The sequence below is a fragment of the Enterobacter sp. 50588862 genome (assembly GCF_001462935.1).
In the GTDB taxonomy this organism is placed as follows: Bacteria; Pseudomonadota; Gammaproteobacteria; order Enterobacterales; family Enterobacteriaceae; genus Enterobacter; species Enterobacter bugandensis.
This window is the reverse complement of the sequence record NZ_LNHM01000010.1, coordinates 36,958-52,171: the sequence shown is the minus strand read 5'-3', so window position 1 is coordinate 52,171 and position 15,214 is coordinate 36,958. Positions and strand designations below refer to the sequence as shown.

18 protein-coding genes are annotated in these 15,214 nt (G+C 53.9%); 15 read left to right on the top strand and 3 right to left on the bottom strand.

Annotated features, from left to right (window positions below; all coding sequences use genetic code 11):
- Positions 1 to 112: 112 nt before the first annotated feature.
- Positions 113 to 1,942: a glycosyl hydrolase family 18 protein gene (locus APT89_RS24405; protein ID WP_060571900.1), complete on the bottom strand. Its 1,830-nt coding sequence runs from the start codon at positions 1,940 to 1,942 to the stop codon at positions 113 to 115.
- 316 nt (positions 1,943 to 2,258) lie between these two features.
- On the opposite strand from APT89_RS24405, the gene gspG reads away from it, so the two are divergent.
- From gspG to APT89_RS05525, 13 genes are all read left to right on the top strand, one after another.
- The gene (gene gspG / locus APT89_RS05585; protein ID WP_045630682.1) at positions 2,259 to 2,678 is read left to right on the top strand and encodes a type II secretion system major pseudopilin GspG; all 420 of its coding nucleotides are present in this window, start codon (positions 2,259 to 2,261) and stop codon (positions 2,676 to 2,678) included.
- A 2-nt stretch (positions 2,679 to 2,680) separates the two neighbouring features.
- Positions 2,681 to 3,145: a lytic transglycosylase domain-containing protein gene (locus tag APT89_RS05580; protein ID WP_060571899.1), complete on the top strand. Its 465-nt coding sequence runs from the start codon at positions 2,681 to 2,683 to the stop codon at positions 3,143 to 3,145.
- On the top strand, positions 3,142 to 4,311 hold the full coding sequence (locus APT89_RS05575) for a type II secretion system F family protein (protein WP_045630683.1): 1,170 nt from the start codon (positions 3,142 to 3,144) through the stop codon (positions 4,309 to 4,311). The genes APT89_RS05580 and APT89_RS05575 overlap by 4 nt, the downstream gene beginning before the upstream one ends.
- Positions 4,311 to 5,930, top strand: a complete 1,620-nt coding sequence (locus APT89_RS05570; protein ID WP_060571898.1) for a GspE/PulE family protein — start codon at positions 4,311 to 4,313, stop codon at positions 5,928 to 5,930. Before APT89_RS05575 ends, APT89_RS05570 begins: the two co-directional genes overlap by 1 nt.
- A complete protein-coding gene (locus APT89_RS05565; protein ID WP_060571897.1) occupies positions 5,914 to 6,630 on the top strand; it encodes a hypothetical protein in 717 nt (238 codons plus the stop codon). The genes APT89_RS05570 and APT89_RS05565 overlap by 17 nt, the downstream gene beginning before the upstream one ends.
- Entirely contained in the window at positions 6,608 to 7,123 is a 516-nt protein-coding gene (locus APT89_RS05560; RefSeq protein WP_045630685.1) for a hypothetical protein, read from the top strand. The genes APT89_RS05565 and APT89_RS05560 overlap by 23 nt, the downstream gene beginning before the upstream one ends.
- The gene (locus tag APT89_RS05555; RefSeq protein WP_060571896.1) at positions 7,107 to 7,625 is read left to right on the top strand and encodes a hypothetical protein; all 519 of its coding nucleotides are present in this window, start codon (positions 7,107 to 7,109) and stop codon (positions 7,623 to 7,625) included. The genes APT89_RS05560 and APT89_RS05555 overlap by 17 nt, the downstream gene beginning before the upstream one ends.
- Positions 7,622 to 8,134, top strand: coding sequence for a hypothetical protein (locus tag APT89_RS05550; protein ID WP_045630687.1), 513 nt, complete (start codon positions 7,622 to 7,624; stop codon positions 8,132 to 8,134). The genes APT89_RS05555 and APT89_RS05550 overlap by 4 nt, the downstream gene beginning before the upstream one ends.
- A gap of 92 nt (positions 8,135 to 8,226) precedes the next feature.
- The gene (locus APT89_RS05545; protein ID WP_239689080.1) at positions 8,227 to 10,020 is read left to right on the top strand and encodes a secretin N-terminal domain-containing protein; all 1,794 of its coding nucleotides are present in this window, start codon (positions 8,227 to 8,229) and stop codon (positions 10,018 to 10,020) included.
- The gene (locus APT89_RS05540) at positions 10,020 to 10,496 is read left to right on the top strand and encodes a type II secretion system protein (protein ID WP_028012053.1); all 477 of its coding nucleotides are present in this window, start codon (positions 10,020 to 10,022) and stop codon (positions 10,494 to 10,496) included. Before APT89_RS05545 ends, APT89_RS05540 begins: the two co-directional genes overlap by 1 nt.
- Entirely contained in the window at positions 10,483 to 10,845 is a 363-nt protein-coding gene (locus APT89_RS05535; protein ID WP_080339181.1) for a type II secretion system protein, read from the top strand. Before APT89_RS05540 ends, APT89_RS05535 begins: the two co-directional genes overlap by 14 nt.
- Positions 10,832 to 11,320 carry a type II secretion system protein gene (locus tag APT89_RS05530; protein WP_045259774.1) on the top strand — a complete coding sequence of 163 codons (489 nt, stop codon included), beginning with the start codon at positions 10,832 to 10,834 and terminating at the stop codon, positions 11,318 to 11,320. The genes APT89_RS05535 and APT89_RS05530 overlap by 14 nt, the downstream gene beginning before the upstream one ends.
- A gap of 127 nt (positions 11,321 to 11,447) precedes the next feature.
- Positions 11,448 to 13,004, top strand: coding sequence for a hypothetical protein (locus APT89_RS05525; RefSeq protein WP_047363885.1), 1,557 nt, complete (start codon positions 11,448 to 11,450; stop codon positions 13,002 to 13,004).
- Positions 13,005 to 13,083: 79 nt separating this feature from the next.
- Here APT89_RS05525 and APT89_RS05520 read toward each other — a convergent pair whose 3' ends face one another.
- Complete coding sequence (locus APT89_RS05520; RefSeq protein WP_131728585.1) at positions 13,084 to 13,998, bottom strand: hypothetical protein; 915 nt, start codon at positions 13,996 to 13,998, stop codon at positions 13,084 to 13,086.
- A 270-nt stretch (positions 13,999 to 14,268) separates the two neighbouring features.
- On the opposite strand from APT89_RS05520, the gene APT89_RS05515 reads away from it, so the two are divergent.
- Both APT89_RS05515 and APT89_RS05510 read left to right on the top strand, forming a co-directional pair.
- A complete protein-coding gene (locus APT89_RS05515; RefSeq protein WP_041911158.1) occupies positions 14,269 to 14,640 on the top strand; it encodes a hypothetical protein in 372 nt (123 codons plus the stop codon).
- A 69-nt stretch (positions 14,641 to 14,709) separates the two neighbouring features.
- Entirely contained in the window at positions 14,710 to 14,895 is a 186-nt protein-coding gene (locus tag APT89_RS05510; protein WP_045630703.1) for a hypothetical protein, read from the top strand.
- Positions 14,896 to 14,915: 20 nt separating this feature from the next.
- On the opposite strand, the gene APT89_RS05505 is transcribed toward APT89_RS05510, so the two are convergent.
- Positions 14,916 to 15,176 (bottom strand): hypothetical protein, encoded by a 261-nt coding sequence (locus tag APT89_RS05505; protein ID WP_041911160.1) that lies wholly within the window; start codon positions 15,174 to 15,176, stop codon positions 14,916 to 14,918.
- Positions 15,177 to 15,214: the final 38 nt, after the last annotated feature.

Sequence of the window (15,214 nt, the reverse complement as noted above, 5' to 3'; positions counted from 1 at the left end):
TAGTGCTATTGTTAATTTTTTGCACTACAAATGATAACAATAAGTTAACAAAAAGTAATAAATAAGGCGCGCTTACGCCTGAAAATGGCCCCCTTGCGAGGGCCGCGAAAGATTAAGGAACAGGCTGCCAAAGCGTCGCAGCCGCAGTCGGCGCCCAGTCGGACTGAGACGTATGCCCTTGCACGCAGCGATACTGTGTGCCGTTATACGTGACAATTTCTCCAGTCTTATAGCGCGTACCGACTTTCCACTCGCCTTCCGGCTCAGGCGTCACAGACCCCTTTTTCGTCGTGGCTTTAAGCGGTGTACTGGCGAGAGACTGATGACCTTTGGCATTTTCGGCGATCACCTGGTAGCTGTAGGTTGTTCCCGCGCGCAGGCCGCTGTCGAAGATCTGCGTTCCGCTTACGGTGAGTAACTCCGCCCCATCGCGTAGTACGTGGTATTTCACCGCGTTGTCTACCGCATTCCATTTCACCGTCAGGCTGTTTTCCGTCGAAGAAACCAGGGCCAGGCCGCCTGGCGCGTCAGGACGTCCCTCTTCGACCTGTACGGTTTCTACCTTAACCACGTTGCTGCTTTCAGAGATGTTGTTCGCTGCATCACGTGCTTTCACGCTGTAGTGGTACACCACACCGCCGGTCTCTACCGCATTATCGGTCCACTGGGTGTCCGTTGAAGACCCGACTTTGATGTCATTACGGTAGATGTCATATCCCACTACGCCACGGTCATCGGTGGAGGGCTGCCAGGCAAGGGTGATAGTCAAGCCATTGTTCAGCACCTTCAGTCCTGCTGGCGCAGTTGGCGCGACGGTGTCCTGCGGGCGTTCAGGTGACATCAGGTCCGCGCGCTCTTTCATTTCATTGAAATAGTCAACCTGCTGCGGGATGGACAGCTGCTGATCGTTTGAACCCAACGTCCAGATAAAGAACCCACCATAGCCGTTTTCCGCCTGCCAGCCCGCACGGTTTACGTTGTTCTGTCGGTTTTCAACAAAGCGACCTTCTGGCCCCCACTGGGAGTTGATGGTCTGACCGAGAACGATTTTGCTCTTATCACCCACCGCCCGGGCGTAGTTAGCCATCGCCACGTCATACTTAAAGCGTGGGCCGGCGTCATAGGCCATGACGTTGAAGAAATCGAAAACGTTTTTCCCCTGCGTCAGCAGCGGCAGAACTTCGCCATGGTGTGAAGAGCGAGCCGCCTCAACGAAGGAACAATTCTCGGTTACCGCGCTGTTGCGGCAGTTCTCCGGGTCAGCACCAACGTGATAGGTGGTCAGGCTCAGCAGCTTTTTGCTGCCGGACGCATTGAGCTTGCTACGAACCCGTTCAGCCAGATCCAGCAGGTTTGCGTTTTCCTCTGGCGTGACGCGATCGGGCTTTTCAAAGTCAAAATCGATGCCGTCAATCTGAACGGTACCCGCCTTCTGGTAGTTCGCCATATTACATTTGCCTTGCCAGTCGGCGCTCAGGCATTCGCCAACCATCTCTTCCGGCTTCAGGTTCTTTTTATATACCGGGAAGTTGGTATTCAGCAGATTCACCAGATTCTGCGCCAGCGTTTCTCGCGTTTGCGCGTTATTCAGATAAGACCACATCGCGGAATACGTCTCGCCGCCGAGCGCCAGCATCATTTTTTTCTCCGGGTGCGCCAGCTTCAGCTGACTCCACACGACATAGGCTGGCGCATTAATGTACCAGGGATCATATTGTGGTACTGCAACAATATTATCGGAACTGGACAGCTTACCGCTTGCATCCCAGCCACCAAATGAAAGCAGGAACGTATCCGCTTTCACCTCTTTCATATCCTCAACGGACTCGACCGGAACGCCCCAAGAGGTCATATAGGTGACCGCTCGCGGTGCCTGCGCCGCGAAAGCCGACTGCGCCATTAGTGCGCTACCAATTAACAGAGATAATGTAAGTTTTTTCATCAAAGTTCCTTATTGCTTTGTGATGATAGTCCTGTGGATTACCTCGCAAATTGTCTTTTTTTTTAGCGCCGAGATCGTTGGGGATAATAGAGTGGTGAATCAGGAAACCCTCCGCGTTAAATAAGAAATATCTCTCGCATTTATAATAAATACTTCAACGACAGCGCGGGATAATTCTCGCATCCTGTAAGACGCTTCTTTATTTAATTTTCCCATCTTCACCAATTAAAAAAGATGGCATACCTGTGTTCCCGCTCTTTTATCAGGGAAAATTCAGGAATTAATCACAACTATTATCCAACTAGGGACGCTCTCAATGAAATATGCAACAAACGTGATGCGAAAACAGGGTGGTTTCACCCTGCTTGAACTGCTGGTCGTGCTGATGATTATTGCGCTGCTGGCAGGATTTGTCGGGCCAAAAGTCTTCTCAAATGTCGACTCGGCTAAGGAGAAAACCGCCATGCGCCAGATGCGCTCGCTTGCTGAGGCACTCGGGCAATATCGCCTCGACACCGGCAGTTATCCAACTGAAACACAAGGTCTGAAAGCGCTGACTGAAAAGCCTTCCAACGCGCAAAACTGGAATGGCCCTTATCTTAGCCAGCATGTGCCGTTAGACCCCTGGGGCAATCCGTACCAGTGGCATAACCCCGCCCGGACAAAAGACGCCATTAATGAAGTCGAAATAACCTCCGGCGGTAAAGACGGTAAGCCTGTCACTTACGGGTTCTGACTATGCTGCGCCTGTCCATATATTCGCTGTTTATCTTCAGCGTATTTTCCTGCCGGGCCGATTGCTGGCAGCTGGCGGGAGAACGTTACGGCATTGAGCCAGAGCTATTACAGGCGATAGCGATAGTGGAATCCAACGGTAATAGCCGGGCCATCAACAAAAATCGTGATGGCTCAATGGATGTCGGTCTGATGCAGATCAATAGCATTCACTTCGATGCGCTGCGTAAATTTCGTATTAGTCAAAAAGATCTGCTTACCGACCCTTGCCAAAGTGTCATGACCGGCGCCTGGATCCTGGCAGGTCAAATCCAGCGCTTTGGTTATACCTGGGACGCGGTGGGGGCGTATAACGCCGGAACGGCAAATACCCCCCAGCGCCGCGCGCTTCGTCAACAATACATAAAAAAAGTGGCTCCGCATTATGCCCGCCTTAAAAGGCAGAGCCATACACTGTCGCCAAAATGAAACCATATACCGTCACCATCCTCCAGGGGGGGAAACGCGTCAATCAGACCGTACTTGCCGCGTCGCCTGATGATGCCAGCGCCCGAATTATTGCTGGCGGCGGCATCGTTTTGCAGGTACAGGAACGCCCCGCCCGCAAGGAGAAACGCTTTCCACTGAATCTGTTCTTGCAGGAGCTTATCGCTCTGCTGGAAGCCGGGCTGGTCGTGGTCGAGGCCGTCGAAGCGCTGCGCGAAAGCAGCCGCGACGGTGGCACCTCGCTGGTTCTGGATACGCTGGTTAAAAAGCTCTACGAAGGAGCGCAACTCTCCCAGGCGATGATGGCGCTACCAGCACTGTTTCCGCCTCTGCTGATTAACACCGTTGCCTCTTCTGAGCAAACCGGACACTTACCCGAGGCGCTAAAGCGTTTTCAGTTTTACGAATCAAGAATGGAAATTCTGCGCAAGCGGATTAAATCAACCCTGCTCTATCCGACGATTGTCATTGCCGCCGGCGGGATAATTCTGTTCTTTCTGCTCGGCTTTATTATTCCGCGTTTTTCCGTGGTGTTTGACGGGATGAAGAACCCGTCCGCCAGCGCACAGCTTATCCTCTGGTGGGGACGCCTGACGCAAACCCATGGCTCGCTGCTGCTGGCCGGTTGCGCGGCAGCGGTCGCAGGCATCGTGATGGCGGTACGTAGCCCGCGCCTGCGCCAGCGCGCGCTCGGTTTGTTGCTGCGCATTCCCGCCTTACGCCAGCAGCATCAGCTTTCTGTGCTGGTGCGTTTCTACCGCACGCTGGGCCTGCTGCTGCAGGGCGGCCTTCCCGCGCCAGATGCGTTAATGCTGAGCCGGGAGATCCTGCCCGCCACGCATCGTCAGCAGGTTGAACAGGTTATCCGCGACGTCGCCGCCGGCGAGTCGCTCTCCCGCATGCTGGAAGCGCAACGGATGACGACCCCTGTCGCCAGCCGCCTGCTGCAGGTCGGCGAACGCAGCGGCGAACTGCCTGCCATGTGCGAGCGGATCGCCGCTTTTTATGACGAATCGCTGGAACGCGCGATTGAAACCTTTAGCAAAATTTTTGAACCGATTCTGATGATGGTCGTTGGCGGCATCGTTGGGCTCGTCGTGTTTTTACTGTACATGCCCATTTTTGAACTGGCAGGAGGATTGCAATAATGTCTCACTCACCGTCTGTAGAACCCCTTTTCGACCTGCCAGACGAGCAGCGCTGTCAGGCGCTGGCGGAACTGCTGGACAGTTTCCCCGGCGCGTTAGAAGAAGCCGCCGGTTCCCTGGGGCTCACGCCGCTTTCACCCACACAGCTCGCCGACAGCGAAGAGGATTTCGAAGCCGTACCGTTGACCGAATCGCTCAGCCAGCGGGCATTGCCGCTGCGCGTGAACGGTCAGCTCCACGTTGCGCTGGGCGATCCGTTTTCACTGGCGCTGCGCCAGTGGGCCTATAACGTGAATGCGCTCCCCGCGCTCGCCCCGCTCTCTCAGCTTAATGCCCGCCTTGATGAACTGGCAAAACAGCAGCGCACGCTCGACCAGCTGGAGCAGCAGCAGAGTGAAGAGAATAAAGAGGCCCGGTGGCTGGAGATCACCCCAGCAGCCATCGCCAGTGAACCCCACGCCGTCATTAAGCTGGTTAACGCCACGCTGTTTGATGCCCTGCAGAGCCGCGCCAGCGATATTCATCTTTGTGCCGTCGCGGATGGGTTGATGGTGAAGTACCGCATCGATGGCGTTCTGCACAGCATTCGCCACTGCGCCGGACTTCAGCAGGCGGAACAGGTGATCTCCCGTCTCAAGGTATTAAGCTGCATGGACATTTCCGAACGACGCACTCCTCAGGACGGGCGCTTTAAGGCGTTGATTCTCCAGCGTCCCGTCGATTTTCGCGTGTCCATCATGCCGGGCGTCTATGGCGAGGACGCCGTACTGCGCGTGCTGGATAAATCTCACGATCAAAACCTGCGCCTGGAGACGCTCGGCTTTGATGAGCACACGCTGGGCGCGATTCGCCAGTTAACCCATCTGCCCCACGGTATGGTGCTCGTCACCGGGCCAACGGGGAGCGGGAAATCCACCACTCTCTATTCAGCACTCAGCGAACTCAACAGCGGTGAATGCAAAATTATCACCATTGAAGATCCCGTGGAGTACCAGCTCAACAGCGTGCTGCAAATTCCGGTCAACGATAAAAAAGGGCTCACCTTCGCCCGCGGCCTGCGCGCCATTTTGCGTCACGACCCGGACATCATCCTGGTGGGTGAGATCCGCGACGGTGAAACCGCCGGCATTGCCGTGCAGGCGGCGCTCACCGGCCACGTGGTGCTCTCCTCGGTTCACGCCAATGACGTCTTTAGCGTACTGGAACGTTTTTTATATATGCAGGTGGAGCCCGCCAGCCTGATCACCGCCCTTAACGGCGTCGTGGCGCAACGGCTGGTGCGCCAGATTTGCCCGGACTGTATTGATGACAACACGCCCACAGATGACCTTCTCGCGGCGTGGCAATCCGGACCGCTGCAGCAGCTCACGCCCCGCTGGCGTCGAGGGCGAGGCTGCGATACCTGCCGCGACAGCGGTTTTCGCGGCAGGCTGGCGCTGGCGGAAGTGCTGCATTTCAGCGATGCGATGAAAGAGGCAATGCTGGCGCGATCGCCCCGGCGCAAGCTAAAGGAAGTGGCGCTGAATGACGGTTTTGTTCCGCTCTCGACCATCGCGCTGCGCGCCGTGGTCGAAGGCAAAACCACCTGGGAGGAGGTGAACCGTGTTATCACTCACTAGCACCTGGCAGTGCGATATCTGGCCTTATGCCGTGCGGTTGCGCCGCAACAACGTGGTTCTCGCCACCCATGAACGCCGGCCAGATGAGCCTCTTGAAGCCGCGCTCGAAACGCTGCTGCGCCTGCGCCCTTCCGTCTTACCGTGGCGTGACGCGGTGGAGTTCCACCTCGATACCGACGATCTGACGTTTTTAATTCAGCCCTGGCATGACGGCGTGACCACACCGCAGGAACTGCTCCAGCTCGCCCGACAGCAGGCGGTTCTTCGCGCGAGTCCGCCCGTCGACTGGCAGGTGCGCTTCGAGACCCTTAACTGGCAGCAGTCAGCGTTGGCCGCGTGCCTGAAGCAACCATGCTGGCATCTGCTTGTCGCGCTGGCGCGTCGGGAGCGGCTGCGTTTTCGCGGTGTTGTCACGCCGTTTCAAAAGCTGTTTAGCCACTTCGCCGCCGCACTGCCGGAAAACGGCCTGTTTGTGGCGATGAGCCCCCACCATAGCCGGATTGCCAGCCGTCAGCACCACAGCTGGCGCGACGTCTGGACACTCACCCTGCCACAGCAGGAGATGGACGCCCAGCTGCGGGTTATCGCCCGGCTAAGCGGAATGCAGGACTGTCCTGGCTACGTCATTCATACCGACGGTGAGCATCACCAGGAAGTCGTGCTACAGGAGAGTCCTCATGACGCCGCTGTTTACGCGTAGTTCCCCGTGGGCCGCACGCACACTGCTGTTAACCGGACTCCTCTGTTTACCGCTCACCGGTGCCGTGATGTATGGCCTGTTTGAGCACCAGCGCCTTGAGCTGGAGACGTCGCAGGTACAGCAACAGCTCGCCCAACGGCAGCAGGTGCTGCGCAAACTGCGTGAAGCGGAGCAGCGCCGGTTGCGCCAGGCTCAGCAACTGCAGGCCGTCCCGCCTGCCATCAAGCTGCTGGACAACATCGGCAGCGTACTTACGCCTGATATTGCGCTCCTGAGCATTGACGTCATTGCCAGTAAAGGCGATGCGCGGCTTACGGTGAATGCAGGCAATCTTGACGCCCTGCTCGCCTTTAGCGAGCGGCTACAGCAGTTGCCGGCGCATGTGGTGCTTGAGAACCATCGCCAGTCGGCGCAGGGCGATCCTGCCTGGCCGATTAACGCGGTACTCGACGTCAAGGTGACGACGGAGGCGCACCATGCGGCTTCAGAATAAACCTGCCGTGCTGCGCTGGCAGGCGGCGTTATTTGCCGGGCGCATCGGAACGGTTCCGCTCGTGCTCGCCGGGCTGCCCGCAGGACTGCTGCTGTTATGGCTTGGCGGCGTGCGGCCGCACACCATCCATTTGCAGGAGAACCTTGCCCGGATCCAGGCGCAGCTACAAACCGCGCTGCCGCTGGATAAACAGCAGCCGGAACTGCAAAGCCGCATCAGCCTCGGAGAATATCAGCAGGTCAGGCTCATTTTTGAGCAGTTAAGGAGCCGAGGGATGAAGGTCGACGCCAGCCGCTATCAGCTGGAAAACGACGACGGCAAAACCGCGCTACGGCTGGATATTCCGCTGCGCGGTGAATATCTGCCACTGATGGACGCCCTGGAAACGCTAAGCCGCACTTTGCCGTTACGCATTGAGCAGCTAAGCCTGCGGCGCGCCGGGCCATCGGAAAGCCAGCTCAGCGCCACCGTGCAGCTTCGCCTGTTGAAGGAGTCGCCATGAAACTGCCGCGCTATTTACAGCTGGCGCTGGTGCTGACCGCCGGTGCTGTTTTCTGGAGCCAGTTTGCCGATGACGAGATATCGCAAGCGCCGCTCGAGGCGCAGCCGGTCTCACGCCCGCGCCCCGCGCCAGCAAAGCCGGAGACGGCTCACGCAACGCGCATCGATCTCTTTTCAACGCCACATAGCAGGGCGCAAGACGCAGCAGAACAGCCGCCGGAAAACGATCGGCCTGAAGAGGCGACACCAACCGCACCGCCACTACCGCTTCAGCTCCTCGGTGCCTGGTGGGAAAACCGTCAAAGGATCGTTGTGCTGACGGATGGCAAAGAGACCTGGCCGGTCTGCGAGCGCTGCAGGGCAGACGGCAGGATCTGGATCGGCAGTTCGCCGGTCAACAACTGGATTTTAAAAGCGGTGGCGAACGACCACCTCCTGTTTGAATGGCAGCCCACCCATAGCCAGCAGCGGCTGGAACTGGATGAGCTGCAATCGGAACCGACACATTAATCATGAAAAAAACAATTGCTCTCACTTTTTTGTTGTCATGCGCGCTACTGAGCGGCTGTGCACAACGTGCGGCGCCTCCGGTCCGGGGATCCGTGACCGCCTCGCCGCAGGTGCTGGTTAAGCGGCTTAAGGAGATAGACCAACAGCGTATCGCCAGCCCACAGAATATTGCGCTTCGCGCCGAGCAGGCTGACATCAGCAAAAAGCTGGTCAATGACTACCTGAAAAATGCCGATCTCGCGGTGCGTCAGAACAATTACACCCTGGCGACGCAAATGTGGCGCGATGCGCTTACCTATGAGCCCGGCAACCTGCGCGCCCTGCAGGGCTTACGCAAACTCGATGCCCGTAAAGCGCTGGACGCATTGTATAAGGAGGCGGTGGCTAACAGCACCCGCGACCCGGCACGCGCGCTGCACAAAATCCAGCAGGTGCTGGAAGAAGATCCCAACTGGCCCCAGGCGCGCGCGCTGCGCGATCACCTGATGCGTGAGGTGTCGCGGATCAACCAGCCGGAGCAGCGTCTGAACCGGGAACTGCAAAAAACGATAGCGCTTAATTTTCGCGAGCACAGCCTGATGGCCATCTTTAACACCATCAGCCAGATGACCGGGGTCAATATCATTTTTGACAAAGATATTTCCTCCAGCACTACCGGCAGCCTGATAGCCAAACGCACCACTGCGGAAGATGCTATCAACGTGCTGCTGTTGTCGAATAACCTGCGGAAGAAGGTGCTGAACAGCAATACGTTGCTGATCTACCCCGCTACCGCGCAAAAAGAGAAGATCTATCGCGACGTGGTCGTCAAAACCATCTTCCTGGGTTATGCGAAAGCAAAAGAGGTCAACGTCGCCCTGCGCAATATGGTCAAGCTGAAGGATGTGCACGTTGATGAGCGAACCAACTCCGTCACCCTGCGCGGGCCAAAAGAGAACGTGGAAAAAGCGGAGCGCCTGTTAGTGACGCTCGACCGGCCTGAAGCGGAGGTCACGCTGGCCGTTGAAGTGCTGGAAGTAAATACCAACGATCTCGAAGCGCTTGGCGTGAAGCTGCCGCAAACCATCAGTGCGGGTTTTGCGAAAAGTAAAGAAGGTGATTTAAAGGGAAGCGGGATCCCGCTGGGCGACCTGAGCGCCAAAAATATCATGGTCGATATCGACAATATGACCATTGACATGAAAAAAGTGTTGAGCAACGCCAGAGTGCTGGCCAACCCGCGGATCCGGGTGAAAAACAATAAAAAAGCGCTGGTTGATATTGGTCAAACGATCCCGGTACTGACCACAACCGTCAATGACGGGATTTCGCAACAGAAAGTGGATTATCAGGACGTCGGCCTGAAGCTGGAAGTCACCCCGGAAGTCAGCATGGACGATAACATCTCGATGGAGGTGAAGTTCACGCTCAGTGCCCTGGGCGCCGAAGAACCCGGTGAGAACGGAGCAAAGTATTACCGCACCACGAAACGCGAAGCCAATACCACGCTCAGCAGTATGAACGGCGAGACCCAGATGCTGGCAGGGCTGATCAAGCAGGATGAAACCACGACCCAAAAAGGAACGCCGTTATTAAGTGACATCCCGGGGCTGGGCCGCCTGTTTAGCAGCAATTCCGACAACAAAGAGCGCACGGAGGTGGTGCTGTTAATTACGCCGACTATTGAGCGCAACCTCGATTTACCGGGAAGCCACGTCAGTACCATTGAGATGGGCAGCGACGATTTAACGGGCGACAGCATTCAACTGCGCGACCTGCAGCGCGACGAGCCGGGGAGTGGGTTTACCGCACCGGCGCTTGCGCCGCCGGCCCATTTCCCTGACCGGGCGGCCACGCTGCCGCCACCGATCCTCGATGAGTCAGAAACGGAAAACGGAGCATCGTAATGCAGCGCCAGCGCGGTTTTACCTTGATTGAGATGATCGTCACGCTGGCGCTACTCGCCACGCTTGCCGCTGCCGCTGCGCCGCTGATGCGTAACTACCATCAGCGGCAGCAGGAGACGCAGTTACGTGAGTCGCTGCGCACGCTACGCGATGCCATTGACCGTTATCACCAGGCAAGCGTGGACGGCATCATTGAGAAAAAAACCAGCGAATCGGGATATCCGCCGACACTAAAAAGCCTGGTGGAAGGCGTCCGGGATAAGACATCGCCCACTGGCGCGATGATCTACTTCCTGCGCCATATACCGCGCGATCCGATGTGCGATTGCGAGGGAAAAAATGATGAAGAGACCTGGCGGTTACGCGCATCCACGCAGCCACCTGGCGATTTCAGCGGCGGCGGGAAAGACGTGTTTGATGTCAGTAGTACCAGTACGGCCAGCGGTCTGAATGGAGTGCCCTATGCGCAATGGTGAAAAAGGTTTTACGCTCATCGAGCTGCTGGTGGTGATGGCGATCATCGCGACATTGATGACCCTGGTCGCTCCACGTTTTTTCCAGCACGCGGACAGAGCCAAAGAGGTGGTGCGCGAGCATAATCTGCATGCGCTGCGCAGCGCGATCGATCACTACCGCCGCGATCGCCTGGCGGGGCCATACAGCCTGGAGGATCTGATCGAGGCCGGTTATCTGCGCCAGATGCCGCTGGATCCCATCACCAACCGCCGCGATATCTGGGAGGCGAAGACCGATGACGAAGGGCAAATTATTGACGTCGAGACGCCACCTAAACCCGGTCAGGATCATCGCGATGCGTTCGATTAAACAACAGGGAGGTTTTACCTATCTGCTGCTGCTGATTGCGCTCTCCACGCTGGCGTTGTCGCTGCTGAAAAGCCGCGATGAGGTGCAGATGCGTTATCAGGCGCAACAGGAGGCTGAGCTTTTATTTCGCGGCGATCAAATCCGCGCGGCGATACAGGCCTACCGCGGCAACGGTGATGGCTGTTTTCCCGTGCGTTTCGAACAGCTACTTATTGATAAACGCGGGCGAAAACCGCTTTATCACTTGCGCCAGCACTACGCCGACCCGCTAACCGGGAGTAAAAACTGGGGGATGATCCTCGATCCTCAGGGGCGCTGGATTGGCGTGCGCAGTCTCGGAAAGGGTACGCCACGTAAAAAAGTCGGCTTTCGTCACGATCCAAAACAGTTTGCCAAAGCGAAAACGTATTACGACTGGAAATTTCAGGTAGAGAGCGATCCGCAGGCCCCGCTGCCTGCGGCTTGTGGTCGCTAATGGAATAATAAGGTATTAGCCGCAATATCATAAAAATATGTCTTTTTCTTACCAGCGGGGCCATGGCGGGCATGTTATTGATCGCCACTCTGGAAGTGCAGAAATACACAAACTGGAGAGTGCGTATATGCAAAAAAAAAGACTGGCTTATTTTTTCATCTCGCTGGCTGCTGTGTCTCAAAACATAAGCCCTGTATTTGCTGGTGAGCTGGCAATTAAGGCAAAAAATCACGTAACGGCTATTCCACTGGAGGAAGTTGATCATTATCTGAATCAAAATAAAACGCAGGAGACGATTGTTATAGAAGATGCGGCGCTGCTTGATGTTCATATCTCGTATGCTAACCTGCCCGCCGAGGCGATAGTGGAAATTGCGGGTAAAAATAACAACGAAGTTTACCGCTATGCGGCTGAGAAAATCCTGAGCGGCTCGGATGATCACCATGTCAGTTTCGATGCATTATCCATCTTTGGTGATAGCGTAACGGTACGGTTGTTATCTGCCGATGGCTCTGCACTTCCCTCTTCCCGACAGGCCGAAATTGCCTTCCAGGTCAGGGGCGAGGCAAAGCTTCAGGATGTGTCATTGTTTAATATCATCCCGGGTGACAAAAACCCGCCCCCGCACTCCTGCTTTAAAGAGTCACCTTTTATCTATAACTATACAAAACCCGTCGCGGTGATCCGCGATACCTATGACCGGGAAAAACCGCATTACAATACCGGATGGCGCATCGGCGAAAAAGGGGTTGATGGCGATCTGCTGGTATTAAGCAGTTTCCCTTTAAAAGAAGATAAAAAGGTAAGAACCACAGAGGTCTGGTTTGTTCAGGAGGTTGAGGTTAATCCGAACGATTGCACCAGTTATCAGATAAAGAAAACGGCCAAAGTGAAAGCCTTTGGCAAGTCATCCAGCAGAGACGGTAAATATCGCTTATTGTCGTTAGATTTTGCGGGCGATAAAGCGCAAGAAGATTTCGTCAAATCACTGGGTTATTTAGGGATTGATCCAAGAGATGAGACGAAGGCTAACGACATTGCCACTCAAAAAACCGAATTTTATCTGCCGCAGGCGCAGTTTAAAAAAGATAATGCGCGTTTGTATGCTGCAGTGAATAAGTCAGATGGCACCCACTGTGCTATTGAGCTATATGACCGCGAAGCGGGTCAATTCCGGCATCGTTGTAGCACATACAACAACGATATGAGTAATAAAAACAACCCCATGAAGCCGGGCGTAGGTGCGCCGCTGATCGATAACGACACGCAGCGCGTTCTGGCGCTCAGTACCAGCGGTGAGCTGGTGAATGGTTATAATCAGGCAATGCCGATTGCCCGGATCTGGCCGAAAATTAAAGAATTCTTTCCTGATGGCGCGATCCCCGATACGTCTTTTATCGTTAACGATCGGGTGGCTGCCGCCCAGAAATCATTGAAAGGCTATGCGAGCGTTAATGTGGCACAGGTCATTCCAGAGCCGGGCTCCACGCCCGATGTTTCCCAGTTTGCCTGCAAATGGTGGCTGCCTGCAGGGGTTAAAGCATCCGAACCCAATCCTGAGAGCAGTACAATGTTACTTTATGAAAAAACAGGTACCGTTGCCGACCCGCTTATTGCCTGGTGTGATATCAAAGGTGGAGAGCAAAAATATCGGCCACAATGGGTGATGACCGCTATTCCCTAAAACTCTGGCGCGTCAGGCAACATGCTCCTTGAGATGTTGCCTGACGGCTTGTTAGCTTTTCGCTAATGTATTGCCGTTTTTACTGCGCGATGGGAATGGTCCCTTTGATAACCACTAATGTGATTGTCGCCTTTGCGTCCCCTGCTTTCAGCGGGATTTTATATTCATCCGGCTGGGTAAAGAGCGCCATGTATTTGTCATCTGGCATATCTATGATGACGTCATCGTCTGCGGCGGTGGCTTCGATCCGTTGCAGCAGCTCTGCTTTGGTCAGAGGTTTGTTCCATCCGGCAACAATACGATCGTTTTTAATGTGAATCTCATTACTCTCAAGGACGCAGAGCGCATTTTGCTCACCGCCCTGAAGGTGATAAAGTCGGTTTTCCGTTAAGGTGTCAAGAGACGGGCAGACGACCTCTTTTTGCGAACCCGACTCTGCCAGCGTGTAGCTAAACTTCACTTTCAGGTTATCCCCATGGCGAACGCCCTGTTTTTTCCAGTCGCCACTGTCCCCGGTGAACATGCGGATCCCGTTGGGGATGATCGCGCCGGCGGCAGCAAAAAAATCATTCCCGTTAACGGAAAAATAGGGCCGAAGCGTTAAAGATGAATCATTAATAATGGTGATCACCGGAGAGTTAATGGAACGGTAACTCTTTTTCTTATAACGACAGTTTTTCCCGTTTGCCTGTAAGTTGACGCCGTTGTCTTTACTGACAATCATGGCATAGTTGCAGTTAAGGCCGTTTTCAATAGATTCGTTCAGCACCGCACCATTATCGACAATGATATTCATCACGCCGTTATCTTCGTTACCAAACCAGACATGAGGAATAAAATCGCTATCGTAACCCTCTTCATAAATAGCATTCTGAACCCTGATTTTCAGATGGTCAGGGTTTTCAATATTAATCATACGCGCATAATCACTGGCACATACTGATGCCGTTGAAAAAGCGCTAAGTATGGCTAATGCTACGACGGTCTTTGTCATGAAAATGTCCTCTTTGAGAAAAATAAAAACAACAAGTTTACGCAACAGTGACCATATCTTAAAGCGTCAGGCCGTAAAACATACCGCCAGATAAAATCATCGTTTATTTATTTTTAACTCATAGATACAGAGTAGATTCTTATTAATCAGAAGACCAGCTCCGTCTTATTTTATTCTGAGGAATGAATATAATGCCTTGCCACTATTCAGGCTGGAATAGTAGGCTTAATAGCCATCTCATATATTTTACCCTGATGAGCGAGACATAAGATGGAACCATCAATTAAACAGACTCATGAAAAAATTCGGGTTTGCGTGCGAACAAACTCTTTTTTATTCGAAAAAGGGCTTGAAGAAATAGCGCGATTTTATTTTATCGCCAGAGATAAAATACTGTGCATTATCGATGCTGACACGTTTGGCACGAAGACGCATCTGGTGAAGTATCTGGAGTTCATCAGAAGAATTAAACCCGACATGCTTGTTTTGATCACGGGTCATCACACCCGAAGCGAGCAGCACGCATGGTATGTAAAAGCAAATGAATCCCTGTCGGGCTGGTGCGAAACCATTGATGCCATGAACTTTATGCGACCCAATCTCGACAGCGTTATCGATTTTTACAGAAGGCAACATGACTGAAAATCTTTTGAAAACGGAGGACTAGACGTGAAGTTAAGTTTTTGTATCAGGACGAATGTTTTGGCGAAAATGGCCGATGTCACCGAGGCTGAATTAGTGTATGCGCTCATGACGACGGGTGAGCTGTTCGGGGTGAAAATACCGGCACCGTTACCGGGCAGGCATAATGCCAAAACGCGTAGCTTTGATTACAAAGAAGCACTGGATTTTGCTGAAGAAGTGAAAATCGCCCGAGACAGTAAAAGGCAGATCTGAAAACGTAATAAGTCCATCCCTTAATCAAGTGATATCTCAATCCATTCCTTATATTTACAGCAGCACTGCCCGGATGACTTAGCGTTTTCCTTCAACATTGATAGCGCAATACATATGACTTCAGCGTACAAGCAATCATTAATACTCCGGGCATACTCAAGTTTTTTACCCAGATAATAACTAAGCGAAACATGATCAATATTAATCCCCTGCAAGGATAATTGCGTGGCGGCATCGCCAATGAGTATTGATGCTTGCTTTTCAGGATAGACATTATTCATGAATTTTAGCCCTGCACTTTGTAAAATATTCGACAGGT